The 13,270-nt window shown below is 38.9% G+C and carries 26 protein-coding genes; all 26 read right to left on the minus strand.

Translation table 11 applies throughout. The features are described from left to right. Nucleotides 1–231: 231 nt before the first annotated feature. Nucleotides 232–594 carry a 50S ribosomal protein L17 gene (gene rplQ / locus ACWPVE_RS08280; RefSeq protein WP_099352761.1) on the minus strand — a complete coding sequence of 121 codons (363 nt, stop codon included), beginning with the start codon at nucleotides 592–594 and terminating at the stop codon, nucleotides 232–234. 121 nt (nucleotides 595–715) lie between these two features. Next, the gene (locus ACWPVE_RS08285) at nucleotides 716–1,660 is read right to left on the minus strand and encodes a DNA-directed RNA polymerase subunit alpha (RefSeq protein ID WP_453992394.1); all 945 of its coding nucleotides are present in this window, start codon (nucleotides 1,658–1,660) and stop codon (nucleotides 716–718) included. A 313-nt stretch (nucleotides 1,661–1,973) separates the two neighbouring features. After that, the gene (gene rpsK, locus ACWPVE_RS08290; protein WP_453992396.1) at nucleotides 1,974–2,363 is read right to left on the minus strand and encodes a 30S ribosomal protein S11; all 390 of its coding nucleotides are present in this window, start codon (nucleotides 2,361–2,363) and stop codon (nucleotides 1,974–1,976) included. A gap of 19 nt (nucleotides 2,364–2,382) precedes the next feature. Next, the gene (gene rpsM / locus ACWPVE_RS08295) at nucleotides 2,383–2,748 is read right to left on the minus strand and encodes a 30S ribosomal protein S13 (protein ID WP_335401671.1); all 366 of its coding nucleotides are present in this window, start codon (nucleotides 2,746–2,748) and stop codon (nucleotides 2,383–2,385) included. 23 nt (nucleotides 2,749–2,771) lie between these two features. Beyond that, entirely contained in the window at nucleotides 2,772–2,885 is a 114-nt protein-coding gene (rpmJ, locus tag ACWPVE_RS08300; RefSeq protein WP_003156543.1) for a 50S ribosomal protein L36, read from the minus strand. A 32-nt stretch (nucleotides 2,886–2,917) separates the two neighbouring features. Beyond that, on the minus strand, nucleotides 2,918–3,136 hold the full coding sequence (infA, locus tag ACWPVE_RS08305; RefSeq protein ID WP_010285101.1) for a translation initiation factor IF-1: 219 nt from the start codon (nucleotides 3,134–3,136) through the stop codon (nucleotides 2,918–2,920). A 171-nt stretch (nucleotides 3,137–3,307) separates the two neighbouring features. Further along, nucleotides 3,308–4,054 carry a type I methionyl aminopeptidase gene (gene map / locus ACWPVE_RS08310; protein WP_453992399.1) on the minus strand — a complete coding sequence of 249 codons (747 nt, stop codon included), beginning with the start codon at nucleotides 4,052–4,054 and terminating at the stop codon, nucleotides 3,308–3,310. Beyond that, entirely contained in the window at nucleotides 4,055–4,705 is a 651-nt protein-coding gene (locus ACWPVE_RS08315; protein WP_453992401.1) for an adenylate kinase, read from the minus strand. 58 nt (nucleotides 4,706–4,763) lie between these two features. Further along, nucleotides 4,764–6,056: a preprotein translocase subunit SecY gene (gene secY, locus ACWPVE_RS08320; protein WP_453992403.1), complete on the minus strand. Its 1,293-nt coding sequence runs from the start codon at nucleotides 6,054–6,056 to the stop codon at nucleotides 4,764–4,766. Further along, nucleotides 6,056–6,496: a 50S ribosomal protein L15 gene (rplO, locus tag ACWPVE_RS08325; RefSeq protein ID WP_453992405.1), complete on the minus strand. Its 441-nt coding sequence runs from the start codon at nucleotides 6,494–6,496 to the stop codon at nucleotides 6,056–6,058. Before rplO ends, secY begins: the two co-directional genes overlap by 1 nt. A gap of 33 nt (nucleotides 6,497–6,529) precedes the next feature. Further along, a complete protein-coding gene (rpmD, locus tag ACWPVE_RS08330) occupies nucleotides 6,530–6,712 on the minus strand; it encodes a 50S ribosomal protein L30 (protein ID WP_335417524.1) in 183 nt (60 codons plus the stop codon). 13 nt (nucleotides 6,713–6,725) lie between these two features. Then, nucleotides 6,726–7,226 carry a 30S ribosomal protein S5 gene (gene rpsE, locus ACWPVE_RS08335; RefSeq protein WP_453992408.1) on the minus strand — a complete coding sequence of 167 codons (501 nt, stop codon included), beginning with the start codon at nucleotides 7,224–7,226 and terminating at the stop codon, nucleotides 6,726–6,728. A gap of 22 nt (nucleotides 7,227–7,248) precedes the next feature. After that, a complete protein-coding gene (gene rplR, locus ACWPVE_RS08340; protein ID WP_453992410.1) occupies nucleotides 7,249–7,611 on the minus strand; it encodes a 50S ribosomal protein L18 in 363 nt (120 codons plus the stop codon). A gap of 32 nt (nucleotides 7,612–7,643) precedes the next feature. After that, complete coding sequence (gene rplF / locus ACWPVE_RS08345; RefSeq protein ID WP_453992412.1) at nucleotides 7,644–8,180, minus strand: 50S ribosomal protein L6; 537 nt, start codon at nucleotides 8,178–8,180, stop codon at nucleotides 7,644–7,646. Nucleotides 8,181–8,208: 28 nt separating this feature from the next. Further along, entirely contained in the window at nucleotides 8,209–8,607 is a 399-nt protein-coding gene (gene rpsH, locus ACWPVE_RS08350) for a 30S ribosomal protein S8 (protein WP_453992414.1), read from the minus strand. A 30-nt stretch (nucleotides 8,608–8,637) separates the two neighbouring features. Beyond that, nucleotides 8,638–8,823, minus strand: coding sequence for a 30S ribosomal protein S14 (gene rpsN / locus ACWPVE_RS08355; protein WP_010285078.1), 186 nt, complete (start codon nucleotides 8,821–8,823; stop codon nucleotides 8,638–8,640). A gap of 13 nt (nucleotides 8,824–8,836) precedes the next feature. Beyond that, nucleotides 8,837–9,376, minus strand: coding sequence for a 50S ribosomal protein L5 (gene rplE / locus ACWPVE_RS08360; protein ID WP_453992416.1), 540 nt, complete (start codon nucleotides 9,374–9,376; stop codon nucleotides 8,837–8,839). Nucleotides 9,377–9,400: 24 nt separating this feature from the next. After that, nucleotides 9,401–9,712, minus strand: coding sequence for a 50S ribosomal protein L24 (rplX, locus tag ACWPVE_RS08365; RefSeq protein WP_453992418.1), 312 nt, complete (start codon nucleotides 9,710–9,712; stop codon nucleotides 9,401–9,403). 37 nt (nucleotides 9,713–9,749) lie between these two features. Continuing rightward, nucleotides 9,750–10,118, minus strand: coding sequence for a 50S ribosomal protein L14 (rplN, locus tag ACWPVE_RS08370; RefSeq protein WP_453992420.1), 369 nt, complete (start codon nucleotides 10,116–10,118; stop codon nucleotides 9,750–9,752). A 47-nt stretch (nucleotides 10,119–10,165) separates the two neighbouring features. Further along, nucleotides 10,166–10,429 carry a 30S ribosomal protein S17 gene (gene rpsQ / locus ACWPVE_RS08375; protein WP_453992422.1) on the minus strand — a complete coding sequence of 88 codons (264 nt, stop codon included), beginning with the start codon at nucleotides 10,427–10,429 and terminating at the stop codon, nucleotides 10,166–10,168. Nucleotides 10,430–10,457: 28 nt separating this feature from the next. Continuing rightward, entirely contained in the window at nucleotides 10,458–10,655 is a 198-nt protein-coding gene (rpmC, locus tag ACWPVE_RS08380) for a 50S ribosomal protein L29 (protein WP_010285065.1), read from the minus strand. After that, entirely contained in the window at nucleotides 10,645–11,079 is a 435-nt protein-coding gene (rplP, locus tag ACWPVE_RS08385) for a 50S ribosomal protein L16 (protein WP_453992424.1), read from the minus strand. The genes rpmC and rplP overlap by 11 nt, the downstream gene beginning before the upstream one ends. Before the next feature lies 1 nt (nucleotide 11,080). Further along, on the minus strand, nucleotides 11,081–11,737 hold the full coding sequence (rpsC, locus tag ACWPVE_RS08390) for a 30S ribosomal protein S3 (RefSeq protein ID WP_453992426.1): 657 nt from the start codon (nucleotides 11,735–11,737) through the stop codon (nucleotides 11,081–11,083). A gap of 3 nt (nucleotides 11,738–11,740) precedes the next feature. Continuing rightward, nucleotides 11,741–12,082, minus strand: a complete 342-nt coding sequence (gene rplV / locus ACWPVE_RS08395; RefSeq protein ID WP_010285059.1) for a 50S ribosomal protein L22 — start codon at nucleotides 12,080–12,082, stop codon at nucleotides 11,741–11,743. Nucleotides 12,083–12,099: 17 nt separating this feature from the next. Beyond that, nucleotides 12,100–12,378, minus strand: coding sequence for a 30S ribosomal protein S19 (gene rpsS, locus ACWPVE_RS08400; protein WP_453992428.1), 279 nt, complete (start codon nucleotides 12,376–12,378; stop codon nucleotides 12,100–12,102). A 57-nt stretch (nucleotides 12,379–12,435) separates the two neighbouring features. Next, nucleotides 12,436–13,266, minus strand: coding sequence for a 50S ribosomal protein L2 (gene rplB / locus ACWPVE_RS08405; RefSeq protein ID WP_453992430.1), 831 nt, complete (start codon nucleotides 13,264–13,266; stop codon nucleotides 12,436–12,438). Nucleotides 13,267–13,270 lie beyond the last annotated feature (4 nt).

Consider the following 13,270-nt stretch of genomic DNA (forward strand, 5'->3'; position numbering starts at 1 on the left):
ACTTTCCTCTGCTCAACTTACTATCTACAAAATTATTCGTTTCTTCCTTTTCTGTCAAGGGAATAAGAACGTGTTATTCCAATACTTCAGGAGATATTCTTATATTGTGTGTTTATCTTTTGAGGTATAAAATATTATTTGTGGATAATTCATTCTTTTTAGAAAAATAATAAATGTAAAATAAAAAGGGCTTAGATCAGTTATAAAAACTGTCCCGCCCTTATATAGAAATTAAACTAATTCAATGATAACCATTGGTGCACCGTCACCACGACGAGGTCCAATTTTCATAATACGAGTGTATCCACCTTGGCGCTCTTCATAGCGAGTTGCAATGTCACTGAATAATTTTTGAAGCGCATCTTGACCAGTCTCTTCGTTAGCAACTTCATTACGGATGTAAGATGCTGCTTGACGACGAGCGTGTAAGTCACCACGCTTACCTAATGTAATCATTTTTTCTACAACTGATTTTAATTCTTTCGCACGAGCCTCAGTTGTTTCAATGCGCTCGTTGATAATTAAATCAGTAGTAAGGTCACGTAATAACGCCTTACGTTGAGCGCTTGTACGTCCTAATTTTTGGTATGACATGAGGTATTCCCTCCTTTGTTGAATTATTATGAAAGACAAAGCATTAGATAACTAGGCTCTTGTAACAATAGACTTTTCATGATGTGAAAGATGCATCTAATGGCGCATAATTCAATTTGAGTCAGTCATCTTTACGTAAGCCTAAACCAAGCTCTTCTAGTTTAGCCTTAACTTCTTCTAAAGATTTACGACCAAGGTTTCGTACCTTCATCATATCTTCTTCAGTCTTATGAGCAAGCTCTTGAACCGTATTGATTCCTGCTCTCTTTAAGCAGTTATACGAACGAACAGAAAGATCCAATTCTTCAATTGTCATCTCGAGGACTTTCTCTTTTTGATCCTCTTCTTTTTCAACCATAATTTCTGCATTTTGAGCTTCATCTGTTAATCCTACAAAAATATTTAAATGTTCTGTTAGGATTTTTGCTCCTAGTGCAATCGCTTCTTTTGGACCAGTACTGCCGTCTGTCCAAACATCAAAAGTCAGTTTATCAAAGTTCGCAACTTGCCCAACACGTGTATTCTCCACTTGGTAGTTAACACGTGCAACTGGAGTATAGATAGAGTCAATCGGAATAACCCCGATTGGTCGATCTTCACGCTTGTTTGCATCAGCTGGAGCATATCCTCGTCCGCGCTTTGCAGTTAATCTCACACGAAAATGTGCATCCTTAGCAAGAGTTGCAATGTGTAAGTCTGGATTTAAGATTTCTACATCACTATCATGTGTGATGTCAGAAGCTTTAACTGGACCTTCACCTTGAACATCAATCTCAAGTGTCTTCTCATCATCAGAGTAGATTTTAAGAGCTAATTTCTTCACATTTAAGATAATGGATGTTACATCTTCGACGACGCCTTCGATTGTTGAGAACTCATGCAGTACCCCATCTATTTGGATAGATGTTACAGCGGCACCAGGAAGAGAAGATAATAGGATACGACGTAAGGAGTTACCCAAAGTTGTTCCATATCCACGCTCAAGTGGCTCGACGACGAATTTACCATAATTGGCATCTTCGCTGATTTCAACCGTTTCGATTTTTGGTTTTTCAATTTCGATCATTTATAAACCCTCCTTCAAAACGTCGAAACCTCGGCTAGACCATGATCATTTACGTCTAACCGAAATTCCCAAAAGTTAAGTTCCCTATCTGTGCACAACAACTCGATTCATTCTGTAAAGAACTTATAAAGAAAACACGACGATAGTGAGCAATGCTCACTCACGTCCTTGTTACACTTATAAGATAAGAAAGTATTGAAACATTCTTACGCAGGTAAAAAAGTTTATCAAAACCCATTAATCCATTATAGCCATGGATCATAAATCTTATACAGAAAAAGAGCAAATACGTCTCGTCGTATTTGTAAGTTAATTACACACGACGACGTTTTGGTGGGCGGCATCCATTATGTGGTACTGGAGTAACATCTCTAATAGCTGTAACTTCTAGTCCAGCAGCTTGAAGAGCACGGATTGCAGCTTCACGACCTGCACCTGGGCCTTTTACAGTTACTTCAAGAGTTCTCATACCATGTTCCATTGATGCTTTTGCAGCTGTTTCAGCAGCCATTTGAGCAGCAAATGGAGTTGATTTACGTGAACCTCTGAATCCAAGTGCACCTGCACTTGACCAAGAGATTGCATTTCCGTGTGCATCTGTAATTGTAACGATGGTATTGTTGAATGTTGAACGGATGTGTGCAACACCTGATTCAATATTCTTTTTCACACGACGTTTACGAGTATTCGTTTTACGTGCCATTTATCATTTACCTCCCTTACTATTTCTTCTTGTTAGCTACAGTACGACGAGGTCCTTTACGTGTACGAGCATTGTTTTTAGTATTTTGACCTCTTACAGGTAATCCACGACGATGACGTAGACCACGGTAAGAACCGATTTCGATTAAACGTTTGATGTTAAGTGAAACTTCACGACGAAGGTCACCTTCTACTTTGTAACGATCAACGATTTCACGAATCTTAGTTAATTCATCTTCAGTAAGATCACGAACACGTGTATCTTCAGAAACACCAGCTTCTGCTAGAATTTTTTGTGCAGTTGGACGTCCGATTCCAAAAATATATGTTAATGATATAACCACACGTTTTTCACGCGGAATATCAACACCAGCAATACGTGCCATATAGACGTACACCTCCTTATTTATTAGCCTTGTTTTTGTTTATGTTTTGGGTTTTCACAAATTACCATTACTTTACCTTTTCTACGAATAACCTTACACTTTTCGCAGATAGGTTTAACTGATGGTCTCACTTTCATTTTTCAAACCTCCTTGATAGTACGGAGCGCATTTATTTAAAACGGTACGTAATCCTACCGCGAGTCAAGTCATAAGGTGATAATTCAACCGTAACCTTGTCTCCAGGTAAAATACGAATAAAGTGCATGCGAATTTTACCAGAAACATGGGCCAAAACAGTATGACCATTCTCTAATTCAACTTTAAACATTGCATTAGGTAATGTTTCGGCAACAGTACCTTCAACTTCAATTACATCGTCTTTCGCCATTGGAATGTTCTCCCTTCTTCAAATCAGTAACTTGCTCACTGACAAACACAAATACACTCATGACTTTCTTTACGTTTGCCATCGACCAGTTTTTTCAATACTGCTCTGAACTTCCGGAGATACGTAATCAAAAATTAGATGAATGTTATTCTAATGAATAGGGTTTGTGCCTTACAATTTTGTTAAGATCTCATACCCTGTTTCTGTAATAGCAATCGTATGTTCAAAATGCGCACACGTTTTGCCATCGACTGTTACAACAGTCCAGTTATCTGCTAACGTCTTCACGTATCGACTACCTGCATTTACCATCGGTTCAACGGCAAGTACCATTCCTGGTTTTAAACGTGGTCCTTTATTCGGAGGACCATAATGTGGGATCTGTGGATCCTCATGTAATTCTTTGCCAACACCGTGACCAACATATTCTCTCACAATGGAGAAGTCATTGTCCTCGACATAAACTTGAATTGCATGAGATATATTTGAAAGTCGCATACCAGGTTTTGCTTCTTCTAATCCTCTATAAAGGGACTCTTCTGTTACTTTGAGTAACTTTTGATTTTCAGCATGTATTGTGCCTACGGGATAAGTCCAAGCTGAGTCGCCATGATAGCCATTGTACTGCGCTCCAATATCGATACTTATAATATCTCCATCTTGCAAAACGCGATCACCAGGAATACCATGTACAAGCTCTTCATTAACAGAAGTACATATACTACCGCGAAAACCATTATACCCTTTAAAAGAAGGAATTGCATCAAATCCACGGATAAACTTTTCAGCAATTGTATCCAGTTCTTTTGTCGAAATCCCTGGAGTAATATACTTTTTTAACTCTTGGTGTGTAAGGGCTACGATTCTACCAGCCTCACGCATGATTTCAATCTCTCTTGGTGACTTACAAATAATCATCTACTTTAATCCTCCAAGAAGCTCCTCTACATCACCAAAAACTTTGTTGATTTCTTGTTGTCCATTGATATTGCGAAGATAGCCCTTTTCTTGATAGAAGTCAAGTAGTGGCTTTGATTGCTCAATGTTTACTTGAAGACGAGTTCCAACTGTCTCCGCATTGTCATCGGCACGTTGATAAAGTTCTCCACCACATTTATCGCATTTACCCTCATTTGCTGGTGGGTTAAACACTAAGTGGTAAGTAGAACCACAATCCTTACAAATTCGACGACCAGTTAATCTCTCAAGTAGGATTTCAGAATCGACGTCAATGTTAATGACATAGTCAATTTTCTTCCCGAGATCAGTAAGGATTCCTTCAAGTGCATCTGCTTGCGGAACGGTACGAGGAAAACCATCAAGTAAAAATCCTTGATTACAATCGTCCTTGCTTAATCGTTCGCGGACAATTCCAATCGTAACTTCATCAGGCACAAGCTCACCTTTATCCATAAAAGATTTAGCTTTAAGCCCTAGTTCTGTTCCATCTTTTATCGCAGCTCGGAACATATCTCCTGTTGAGATATGAGGGATATTGTACTTTTCTACAATTTTTTCAGCTTGAGTGCCTTTACCAGCACCCGGAAGCCCCATTAATACTAAGTTCAAGTGTTTTGCCCCCTCAGCCTCTTATCTAGAGGTGCTGGGAAATGGTATTCCCAGAACCTTATTTGATAAATCCTTTATAATGTCGTTTTACAAGCTGACTTTCAAGTTGCTTCATTGTTTCTAGTGCAACACCGACAACGATAAGCAAACTAGTTCCACCAATTTGTAAGGTTTCAGGTAAATTCGCGAAGTTTATAAAGAATACAGGAAGAACAGAAACAACTGCTAAGAAAATAGAACCAACAAAAGTTAACCGATAGAGAATCTTTGTTACATATTCTTGCGTATTTCTTCCTGGGCGAATCCCTGGAATATAGCCACCTTGCTTTTTCAAATTCTCTGCCATTTGTTCTGGATTAACTTGAACAAATGTATAGAAATAAGTGAAAGCAATAATAAGCGCGATATAAATGATCATCCCAACAGGTTGAGTATAATCAAAATAAGTAGTAATCCATTCAGTTACTTTATTAGGACCAAAAAACGATGCAATCGTAGGTGGCGTTATAATGAAAGAAACTGCAAAGATTACAGGAATAACACCAGCTGCATTTACTTTTAACGGTAAATGAGTAGAATGTCCTCCTACCGGGCTATTAGCAGCTAACCGCTTTGCATATTGAATTGGAATTTTACGTAACGCTTGTTGAACAAAAATGACACCGACAACAACAGCTATAATTGCAATTAATAGTAGAACAGCAGTGATGATACTTAAGAATAATTGATCTCCAGCATCTTCAAACTGTTGTATATAGTATTGATTTACAGCTGTAGGTATAGCAGCAACAATACCAGCAAAGATGATAATAGAAATTCCATTTCCGACACCCTTAGCTGTGATTTGTTCACCTAACCACATTAAAAATGCAGTACCAGCAGTTAAAACAACAGCAATTAAAAGGTAGGTAGGAATGCTAGGATTTTCAATTAACATTCCGTTTGACATATTGTTAAAGCCGTACGACATACCTAATGCTTGGATAAAACCAAGCACAATTGTTCCATAGCGAGTAAATTGAGCTAATTTGCGACGTCCAACTTCTCCTTGCTTGGACCATTCCGTAAATTTTGGAACAACGTCCATTTGCAACAACTGTATAATAATTGAAGCAGTAATATACGGCATGATACCCATTGCAAGGATTGAGAAGTTAAACAGTGCTCCACCACCAAATGTATTTAAGAGACCGAACGCTGTATTACTATCTGTCGCTTTTAATACGTCGGCATTTACACCTGGTACTGGAATAAAGGTGCCGATTCGAAATACTACTAACATTAGTAGGGTGAATATAATTTTGTTTCTTATATCACCAACGCGCATAAAATTGGAGATTGTTTGAAACATTAGATCACCTCAGTTTTTCCGCCAGCAGCTTCAATCGCTTCTTGAGCAGTAGAGGAGAATTTGTGAGCTCTAACTGTTAGCTTTTTGCTAAGACTACCTTTTCCAAGGATCTTAACTCCAGCATTAAGTTTACTAACAACACCAGTTTCAATTAAAAGTTCAGGTGTAACTTCTGTACCATCTTCAAAACGATTTAAAGTGTCAAGGTTAACAATAGCAAAGTCTTTGCGATTGATGTTTGTAAAACCACGTTTTGGTAAGCGTTGGAATAGAGGTGTTTGACCACCTTCAAATCCAGGACGAACACCACCACCAGAACGAGCTTTTTGACCTTTATGACCTTTACCAGCAGTTTTACCATTACCTGAACCAGTACCACGTCCTACACGATTACGTGTCTTACGAGATCCTTCACCTGGTTGTAATTCATGAAGTTTCATTTGGGCACCTCCTTATTTCAGAAAAAAATTCAATTATTGTTCTTTAACCGTAACTAGGTGAGCAACTTTATTAATCATACCGCGAATCGCAGCATTATCATCATGAACAACAGTTTGATGTAATTTTTTCAATCCAAGAGTACGAACAGTTACACGTTGGTCTTCAGGACGTCCAATGACACTGCGAGTGAGGGTGATTGCTAATTTCTTTGACATTATGTTTTCCCTCCTATCCTAACAGTTCTTCTACTGATTTACCACGTAACTTAGCTACTTCTTCAGCACGCTTTAATTGAGTTAAGCCTTGAATTGTAGCACGGATCATATTTACAGGAGTGTTTGTTCCTAATGATTTAGAAAGAATATCACCAATACCAGCAAGTTCTAATACCGCACGAACTGGTCCACCAGCGATAACTCCAGTACCTTCATATGCAGGTTTTAGTAAAACTTCTCCTGCTCCGAATTCTCCGATTACTTGGTGTGGAATTGTTGTTCCAACCATTGGTACAGAAACAAGGTTCTTTTTAGCATCTTCAATTGCCTTACGAATTGCATCTGGAACTTCTTGAGCTTTACCAGTTCCAAATCCAACATGTCCGTTTCGATCACCAACCACTACTAATGCTGCAAAGCGGAAACGACGTCCACCTTTAACAACTTTAGCTACACGGTTAACGGTAACTACGCGTTCTTCAAGTTCTAATTTATTTGGATCAATGCGACGCATCTATATTGTCCCTCCTTTTTAATTAAAATTGTAGTCCAGCTTCACGAGCAGCCTCTGCTAGTGCTTTAACACGTCCGTGATATAAATAACCACCGCGGTCGAATACAACCTCTTTAATTCCTTTTTCAATAGCACGCTTTGCAACTAGTTCGCCAACTTTTGTTGCTGCATCTACGTTACCAGTACCTTCAACTGAAAGTTCTTTATCTAATGTAGAAGCACTTGCGATTGTTACAGAATTAACATCATCGATTAATTGAGCGTAGATGTGTTTGTTAGAACGATACACATTTAAGCGAGGACGAACAGCAGTTCCTGAAACACGAGAACGTACACGAGCATGTCTTTTCTTACGAACTGCATTTTTATCCTGTTTCGTAATCATTTACGTCTCTCCTTTCTTTTACCTAAAAAGGCTTACTTCGCAGTTTTACCTTCTTTACGACGAACAAATTCACCTTCGTAGCGAATACCTTTTCCTTTATAAGGCTCAGGCGGACGTACACCACGAATATTAGCAGCTAACGCTCCAACACGTTCTTTATCAATACCTTTAACAACAATTTTAGTGTTAGAAGGTACATCAATTTCAACGCCAGCTTCTGGAACGATTTCTACTGGATGAGAATATCCAACGTTTAACACAAGTTTATTACCAGCTTTTTGAGCTCGGTATCCGACCCCGATTAACTCTAAGCCTCTTTCGAAACCTTTGGATACACCTTCAACCATGTTACCTAAAAGGCTTCGTGTTGTTCCGTGAAGAGCACGGTGTTCTTTATTATCAGTTGGACGAGTAACGTTAATCACGTTCTCTTCAACATTGATTTGCATATCTGAGTGGAAAGTACGAGTTAACTCGCCTTTCGGTCCTTTTACAGTAACAGTATTACCATTGAATGATACAGTAACACCAGATGGAATTTCGATTGGTTTTTTACCAATACGTGACATGTACTACACCTCCATTCTTATCAAGCAATTACCAAACGTAAGCTAGAATTTCTCCACCAGCTTGTTTTTGACGAGCTTCTTTATCAGTTAATACACCTTGTGAAGTTGAAACGATCGCAATACCTAAACCGTTTAATACACGCGGTACTTCATTAGATTTTGCATATACACGTAGACCAGGCTTACTAATACGTTTAAGGCCAGTAATTACGCGCTCATTGTTTGCACCGTATTTTAAGAAGATACGGATGATACCTTGTTTGTCATCTTCAATAAATTCAACGTCACGAATAAAACCTTCACGCTTTAAGATTTCAGCGATTTCCCTTTTGATTTTTGATGCAGGGATTTCTAGTTTCTCATGACGAACCATGTTCGCATTACGGATGCGAGTAAGCATATCTGCAATTGGATCTGTCATCACCATAGTTTTTTTACCTCCTTCCCAATTCGGGGTTTACCAACTTGCTTTTTTTACACCAGGAATTTGACCCTTATAAGCTAGTTCACGGAAACAAATACGGCATAATTTGAATTTACGTAATACAGAGTGCGGACGGCCACAACGTTCGCAACGAGTGTACTCTTGTACTTTAAATTTTTGTGTGCGTTTTTGTTTCGCAATCATTGATTTTTTAGCCACGTTTTCGCCTCCTTTACTTTTGGAACGGCATACCGAATGCTGTTAATAACTCACGAGCTTCTTCGTCAGTATTTGCAGTAGTTACGATAACGATATCCATACCACGAACTTTACTTACTTTATCGTAATCAATTTCAGGGAAAATTAATTGTTCTTTTACACCTAATGTATAGTTACCACGGCCATCAAAAGATTTCTTAGGAACACCGCGGAAATCACGCACACGTGGTAATGAGATAGAAACTAGTTTGTCTAAGAATTGATACATACGCTCACCACGTAATGTAACTTTCGCACCGATCGGCATACCTTCACGGAGACGGAAACCAGCGATTGAATTCTTAGCTCTAGTGACTACTGGCTTTTGACCACTTAGTAGAGCTAATTCCTCTACTGCGTTGTCTAAAACTTTAGCATTTTGAACTGCGTCACCAACACCCATGTTGATCACGATTTTTTCTACTTTAGGAACTTGCATAACAGACTTATAGTTAAACTTGCTCATTAGAGCAGGTGTGATTTCTTTTTGAAATTTTTCTTTTAGGCGGTTCATGTTTGTACCTCCTTTCTTCATTTACTATTTATCTAGAACTTCACCAGATTTTTTTGCTACACGTACCTTTTTGCCATCAACTTCTTTGTATCCAACACGTGTTGGAGTACCAGTTTTAGGATCTAATGGCATTACATTTGATACATGAATAGGTGCCTCTTGGCTAATGATACCACCTTGTGGATTCGCTTGAGACGGTTTTGAATGTTTCTTTACAATATTAACGCCTTCTACAACTACACGGTCTTTTTTAGGAAAGCTTTCAAGGATTACACCTTGTTTACCTTTATCTTTACCCGAAATAACCTGTACCTTGTCACCTTTTTTTACATGCATCTATTTCGCACCTCCTTAAAGGCCAATCGATTTCGAATTATAATACTTCTGGAGCTAATGAGATAATTTTCATAAAGTTGCTGTCACGTAATTCACGTGCTACAGGACCGAAGATACGAGTTCCACGTGGACTCTTATCATCACGGATAATAACGCAGGCATTTTCATCAAAACGGATGTAAGTACCATCGTTACGACGCACACCACGTTTCGTACGTACTACAACAGCCTTAACAACGTCACCTTTTTTAACAACGCCACCAGGTGTTGCTTGTTTTACTGTACATACAATTACATCACCGATATTTGCTGTTTTACGACCAGAACCACCTAATACTTTAATAGTTAGTACTTCACGTGCTCCTGAGTTGTCAGCAACTTTCAAACGAGTTTCTTGTTGAATCATTCATGAAACCTCCCTTCGGATTATTGATTGATCCGAACAAAATATAATTAGATAATAACCGCTTTTTCTACTACTTCAACTAGACGGAAGTGTTTAGTAGCAGATAATGGGCGAGTTTCCATTATTTTAACGATGTCGCCAACTTTAGCAACATTGTTTTCATCATGTGCTTTAAATTTCTTTGAATACTTTACGCGTTTCCCGTAAAGAGAATGTTTCTTATAGGTTTCTACAAGAACAGTGACTGTCTTATCCATTTTGTCGGATACAACACGTCCAGTGTAGACTTTGCGTTGATTGCGTTCACTCACTATCGTAGACCTCCTTCCTGGTTATCGATTATTTACGACCGATTTCTCTTTCGCGGACTACTGTTTTCATACGAGCGATTGATTTACGAACTTCACGAATACGTGCAGTATTCTCAAGTTGACCAGTAGCTAATTGAAAGCGAAGGTTAAATAATTCTTCTTTTAATGATTTTACTTTTTGTTCAATTTCTGCAGTGGTAAGGTCACGGATTTCATTAGCTTTCATTTGATTCACCACCAATTTCTTCACGTTTTACGAACTTAGTTTTAACTGGTAGTTTATGAGCTGCTAGGCGTAGAGCTTCACGAGCGATCTCTTCAGATACACCAGCAATTTCAAACATAATTTTTCCAGGTTTTACTACAGCAACCCAACCTTCAGGAGCACCTTTACCAGAACCCATACGTACTTCTAATGGTTTTGCTGTATATGGTTTAGATGGGAAAATTTTAATCCAAACTTTACCGCCACGTTTCATATAACGTGTCATTGCAATACGAGCAGCTTCGATTTGACGGTTTGTAATCCAAGAAGCTTCAGTTGCTTGTAAACCGTACTCACCAAAGTGTACTTCAGTACCACCTTTTGCTTGACCACGCATTTTTCCACGGTGTTCTCTGCGGTATTTCACACGTTTTGGTAATAACATATTATTTTCCTCCTTCCACAGTTTTCTTCTTTGCAGGAAGGACTTCTCCACGGTAGATCCATACTTTTACGCCGATTTTACCGTAAGTTGTGTCAGCTTCTGCAGTACCATAGTCGATGTCTGCACGAAGTGTATGAAGTGGAACTGTTCCTTCACTATAGTGTTCAGCACGAGCGATATCAGCACCGCCTAGACGACCAGATACTTGAGTTTTAATACCTTGTGCACCAGCACGCATAGAACGTTGGATAGCTTGTTTTTGTGCACGACGGAAAGAAACACGATTCTCTAATTGACGAGCAATATTTTCTGCTACTAGAGTTGCATCCATATCAGCTTTTTTAATTTCAAGGATATTGATGTGTACTCTTTTTCCTGTTAATTGGTTTAAAGCTTTACGAAGTGCTTCAACTTCTGTACCACCTTTACCGATAACCATACCTGGTTTAGCAGTATGGACAGTAATGTTAATACGATTAGCCGCACGTTCGATTTCAACTTTAGATACAGAAGCATCACTTAAGCGTTTTGTGATGTACTCACGAACTTTAATGTCTTCATGCAATAATTCTGCATAGTCTTTACCTGCGTACCATTTGGATTCCCAATCACGGATAATCCCAACACGCATTCCAATTGGATTAACTTTTTGACCCACTACTTATCCCTCCTTCTTTTCTGATACCACGATCGTAATGTGGCTAGTGCGTTTATTGATTTGACTTGCACGTCCCATAGCTCTTGGACGGAATCTCTTTAATGTTGGACCTTCATTTACATATGCTTCAGTAATAACTAAGTTATTAGCGTCCATTTCGTAGTTATGCTCTGCATTCGCAATCGCAGAATTTAATACTTTTTCAACTACAGGAGAAGCTGCCTTTGGTGTATGGCGTAGGATTGCGATTGCTTCACCTACTTGCTTGCCTCGAATTAAATCTGCTACTAAACGAACTTTACGAGGAGCAATACGAACTGTTCTCGCAACAGCTTTAGCTTGCATAGATAATCCTCCTCTCATTAACGTCTTGTTTTCTTATCGTCACTTGCATGACCTTTGTAAGTACGAGTTGGTGCGAATTCACCAAGTTTGTGACCTACCATATCTTCCGTTACATAAACTGGTACATGTTTACGACCATCATATACTGCAATAGTATGACCGATGAATTGAGGGAAAATAGTAGAACGACGTGACCAAGTTTTGATAACTTGTTTCTTTTCTGTACCGTTAAGATTTTCAACCTTTTTCATTAAGTGATCATCTACAAAAGGTCCTTTTTTTAAGCTGCGTCCCATGAATGAACCTCCCTTCGTGATTGACCTACGGTTCCGATGAACCGTAGCACAATCCCGTTATTTTTTACGACGACGTACGATAAATTTATCTGATTTGTTAGTCTTCTTACGTGTTTTCTTCCCAAGAGTAGGTTTACCCCAAGGAGTCATTGGAGACTTACGTCCGATTGGTGCTTTACCTTCACCACCACCGTGTGGGTGATCGTTAGGGTTCATAACAGATCCACGAACAGTTGGGCGTTTACCTAACCAGCGTGAACGACCTGCTTTACCAATGTTAACTAGTTCATGTTGTTCGTTACCTACTTGACCTACAGATGCACGGCAAGTAGCTAGGATCATACGTACTTCACCTGAATTTAAACGAACAAGAACATATTTACCTTCTTTACCAAGTACCTGTGCAGAAGTACCAGCAGAACGGATTAATTGACCACCTTTACCAGGTTTTAATTCAATATTGTGTACTACTGTACCTACAGGGATATTTGCTAATGGAAGTGCGTTACCTACTTTAATATCAGCATCAGGTCCTGAAACTACCTCCATACCTACTTTTAGGTTTTTAGGAGCAAGAATGTAACGTTTTTCTCCATCAGCATAATTGATTAATGCAATGTTTGCCGAACGGTTCGGATCGTATTCGATTGTAGCAACGCGTCCTGGTATACCATCTTTGTTACGTTTAAAATCAATAACACGGTATTGACGCTTGTGACCGCCAGCCTGATGACGTACTGTGATTTTACCTTGGTTATTACGACCACCTTTTTTGTGTAAAGGTGCTAATAACGATTTCTCTGGTCTGTCAGTAGTGATTTCAGCGAAATCTAATGATGTCATACCACGACGACCGTTAGAGGTTGGTTTGTATTTTTTAATCGCCATCTCT

The sequence above is a fragment of the Bacillus nitroreducens genome (genome assembly GCF_964021195.1).

What these genes read in the sequence shown, in the direction of transcription:
- rplX (WP_453992418.1), bottom strand. Translation starts at nt 9,712, where the DNA reads ATGCATGTAAAAAAAGGTGACAAGGTACAGGTTATTTCGGGTAAAGAT.
- rpsH (WP_453992414.1), bottom strand. Translation starts at nt 8,607, where the DNA reads ATGGTGATGACAGATCCAATTGCAGATATGCTTACTCGCATCCGTAAT.
- rplQ (WP_099352761.1), bottom strand. Translation starts at nt 594, where the DNA reads ATGTCATACCAAAAATTAGGACGTACAAGCGCTCAACGTAAGGCGTTA.
- ACWPVE_RS08285 (WP_453992394.1), bottom strand. Translation starts at nt 1,660, where the DNA reads ATGATCGAAATTGAAAAACCAAAAATCGAAACGGTTGAAATCAGCGAA.
- rplP (WP_453992424.1), bottom strand. Translation starts at nt 11,079, where the DNA reads ATGTTATTACCAAAACGTGTGAAATACCGCAGAGAACACCGTGGAAAA.
- rplF (WP_453992412.1), bottom strand. Translation starts at nt 8,180, where the DNA reads ATGTCACGTATTGGTAAAAAACCAATCGAAATTCCATCTGGTGTTACT.
- map (WP_453992399.1), bottom strand. Translation starts at nt 4,054, where the DNA reads ATGATTATTTGTAAGTCACCAAGAGAGATTGAAATCATGCGTGAGGCT.
- rpmJ (WP_003156543.1), bottom strand. Translation starts at nt 2,885, where the DNA reads ATGAAAGTGAGACCATCAGTTAAACCTATCTGCGAAAAGTGTAAGGTT.
- rpsS (WP_453992428.1), bottom strand. Translation starts at nt 12,378, where the DNA reads ATGGGACGCAGCTTAAAAAAAGGACCTTTTGTAGATGATCACTTAATG.
- rpsE (WP_453992408.1), bottom strand. Translation starts at nt 7,226, where the DNA reads ATGCGTCGCATTGATCCAAATAAATTAGAACTTGAAGAACGCGTAGTT.
- rpsK (WP_453992396.1), bottom strand. Translation starts at nt 2,363, where the DNA reads ATGGCACGTAAAACGAATACTCGTAAACGTCGTGTGAAAAAGAATATT.
- rpmD (WP_335417524.1), bottom strand. Translation starts at nt 6,712, where the DNA reads ATGTCAAAGAAATTAGCAATCACCCTCACTCGCAGTGTCATTGGACGT.
- infA (WP_010285101.1), bottom strand. Translation starts at nt 3,136, where the DNA reads ATGGCGAAAGACGATGTAATTGAAGTTGAAGGTACTGTTGCCGAAACA.
- rplV (WP_010285059.1), bottom strand. Translation starts at nt 12,082, where the DNA reads ATGCAAGCTAAAGCTGTTGCGAGAACAGTTCGTATTGCTCCTCGTAAA.
- rpsM (WP_335401671.1), bottom strand. Translation starts at nt 2,748, where the DNA reads ATGGCACGTATTGCTGGTGTTGATATTCCGCGTGAAAAACGTGTGGTT.
- secY (WP_453992403.1), bottom strand. Translation starts at nt 6,056, where the DNA reads ATGTTTCAAACAATCTCCAATTTTATGCGCGTTGGTGATATAAGAAAC.
- rplN (WP_453992420.1), bottom strand. Translation starts at nt 10,118, where the DNA reads ATGATTCAACAAGAAACTCGTTTGAAAGTTGCTGACAACTCAGGAGCA.
- rplE (WP_453992416.1), bottom strand. Translation starts at nt 9,376, where the DNA reads ATGAACCGCCTAAAAGAAAAATTTCAAAAAGAAATCACACCTGCTCTA.
- rplR (WP_453992410.1), bottom strand. Translation starts at nt 7,611, where the DNA reads ATGATTACGAAACAGGATAAAAATGCAGTTCGTAAGAAAAGACATGCT.
- rplO (WP_453992405.1), bottom strand. Translation starts at nt 6,496, where the DNA reads ATGAAACTTCATGAATTACAACCAGGTGAAGGATCTCGTAAGACACGT.
- rplB (WP_453992430.1), bottom strand. Translation starts at nt 13,266, where the DNA reads ATGGCGATTAAAAAATACAAACCAACCTCTAACGGTCGTCGTGGTATG.
- rpmC (WP_010285065.1), bottom strand. Translation starts at nt 10,655, where the DNA reads ATGAAAGCTAATGAAATCCGTGACCTTACCACTGCAGAAATTGAACAA.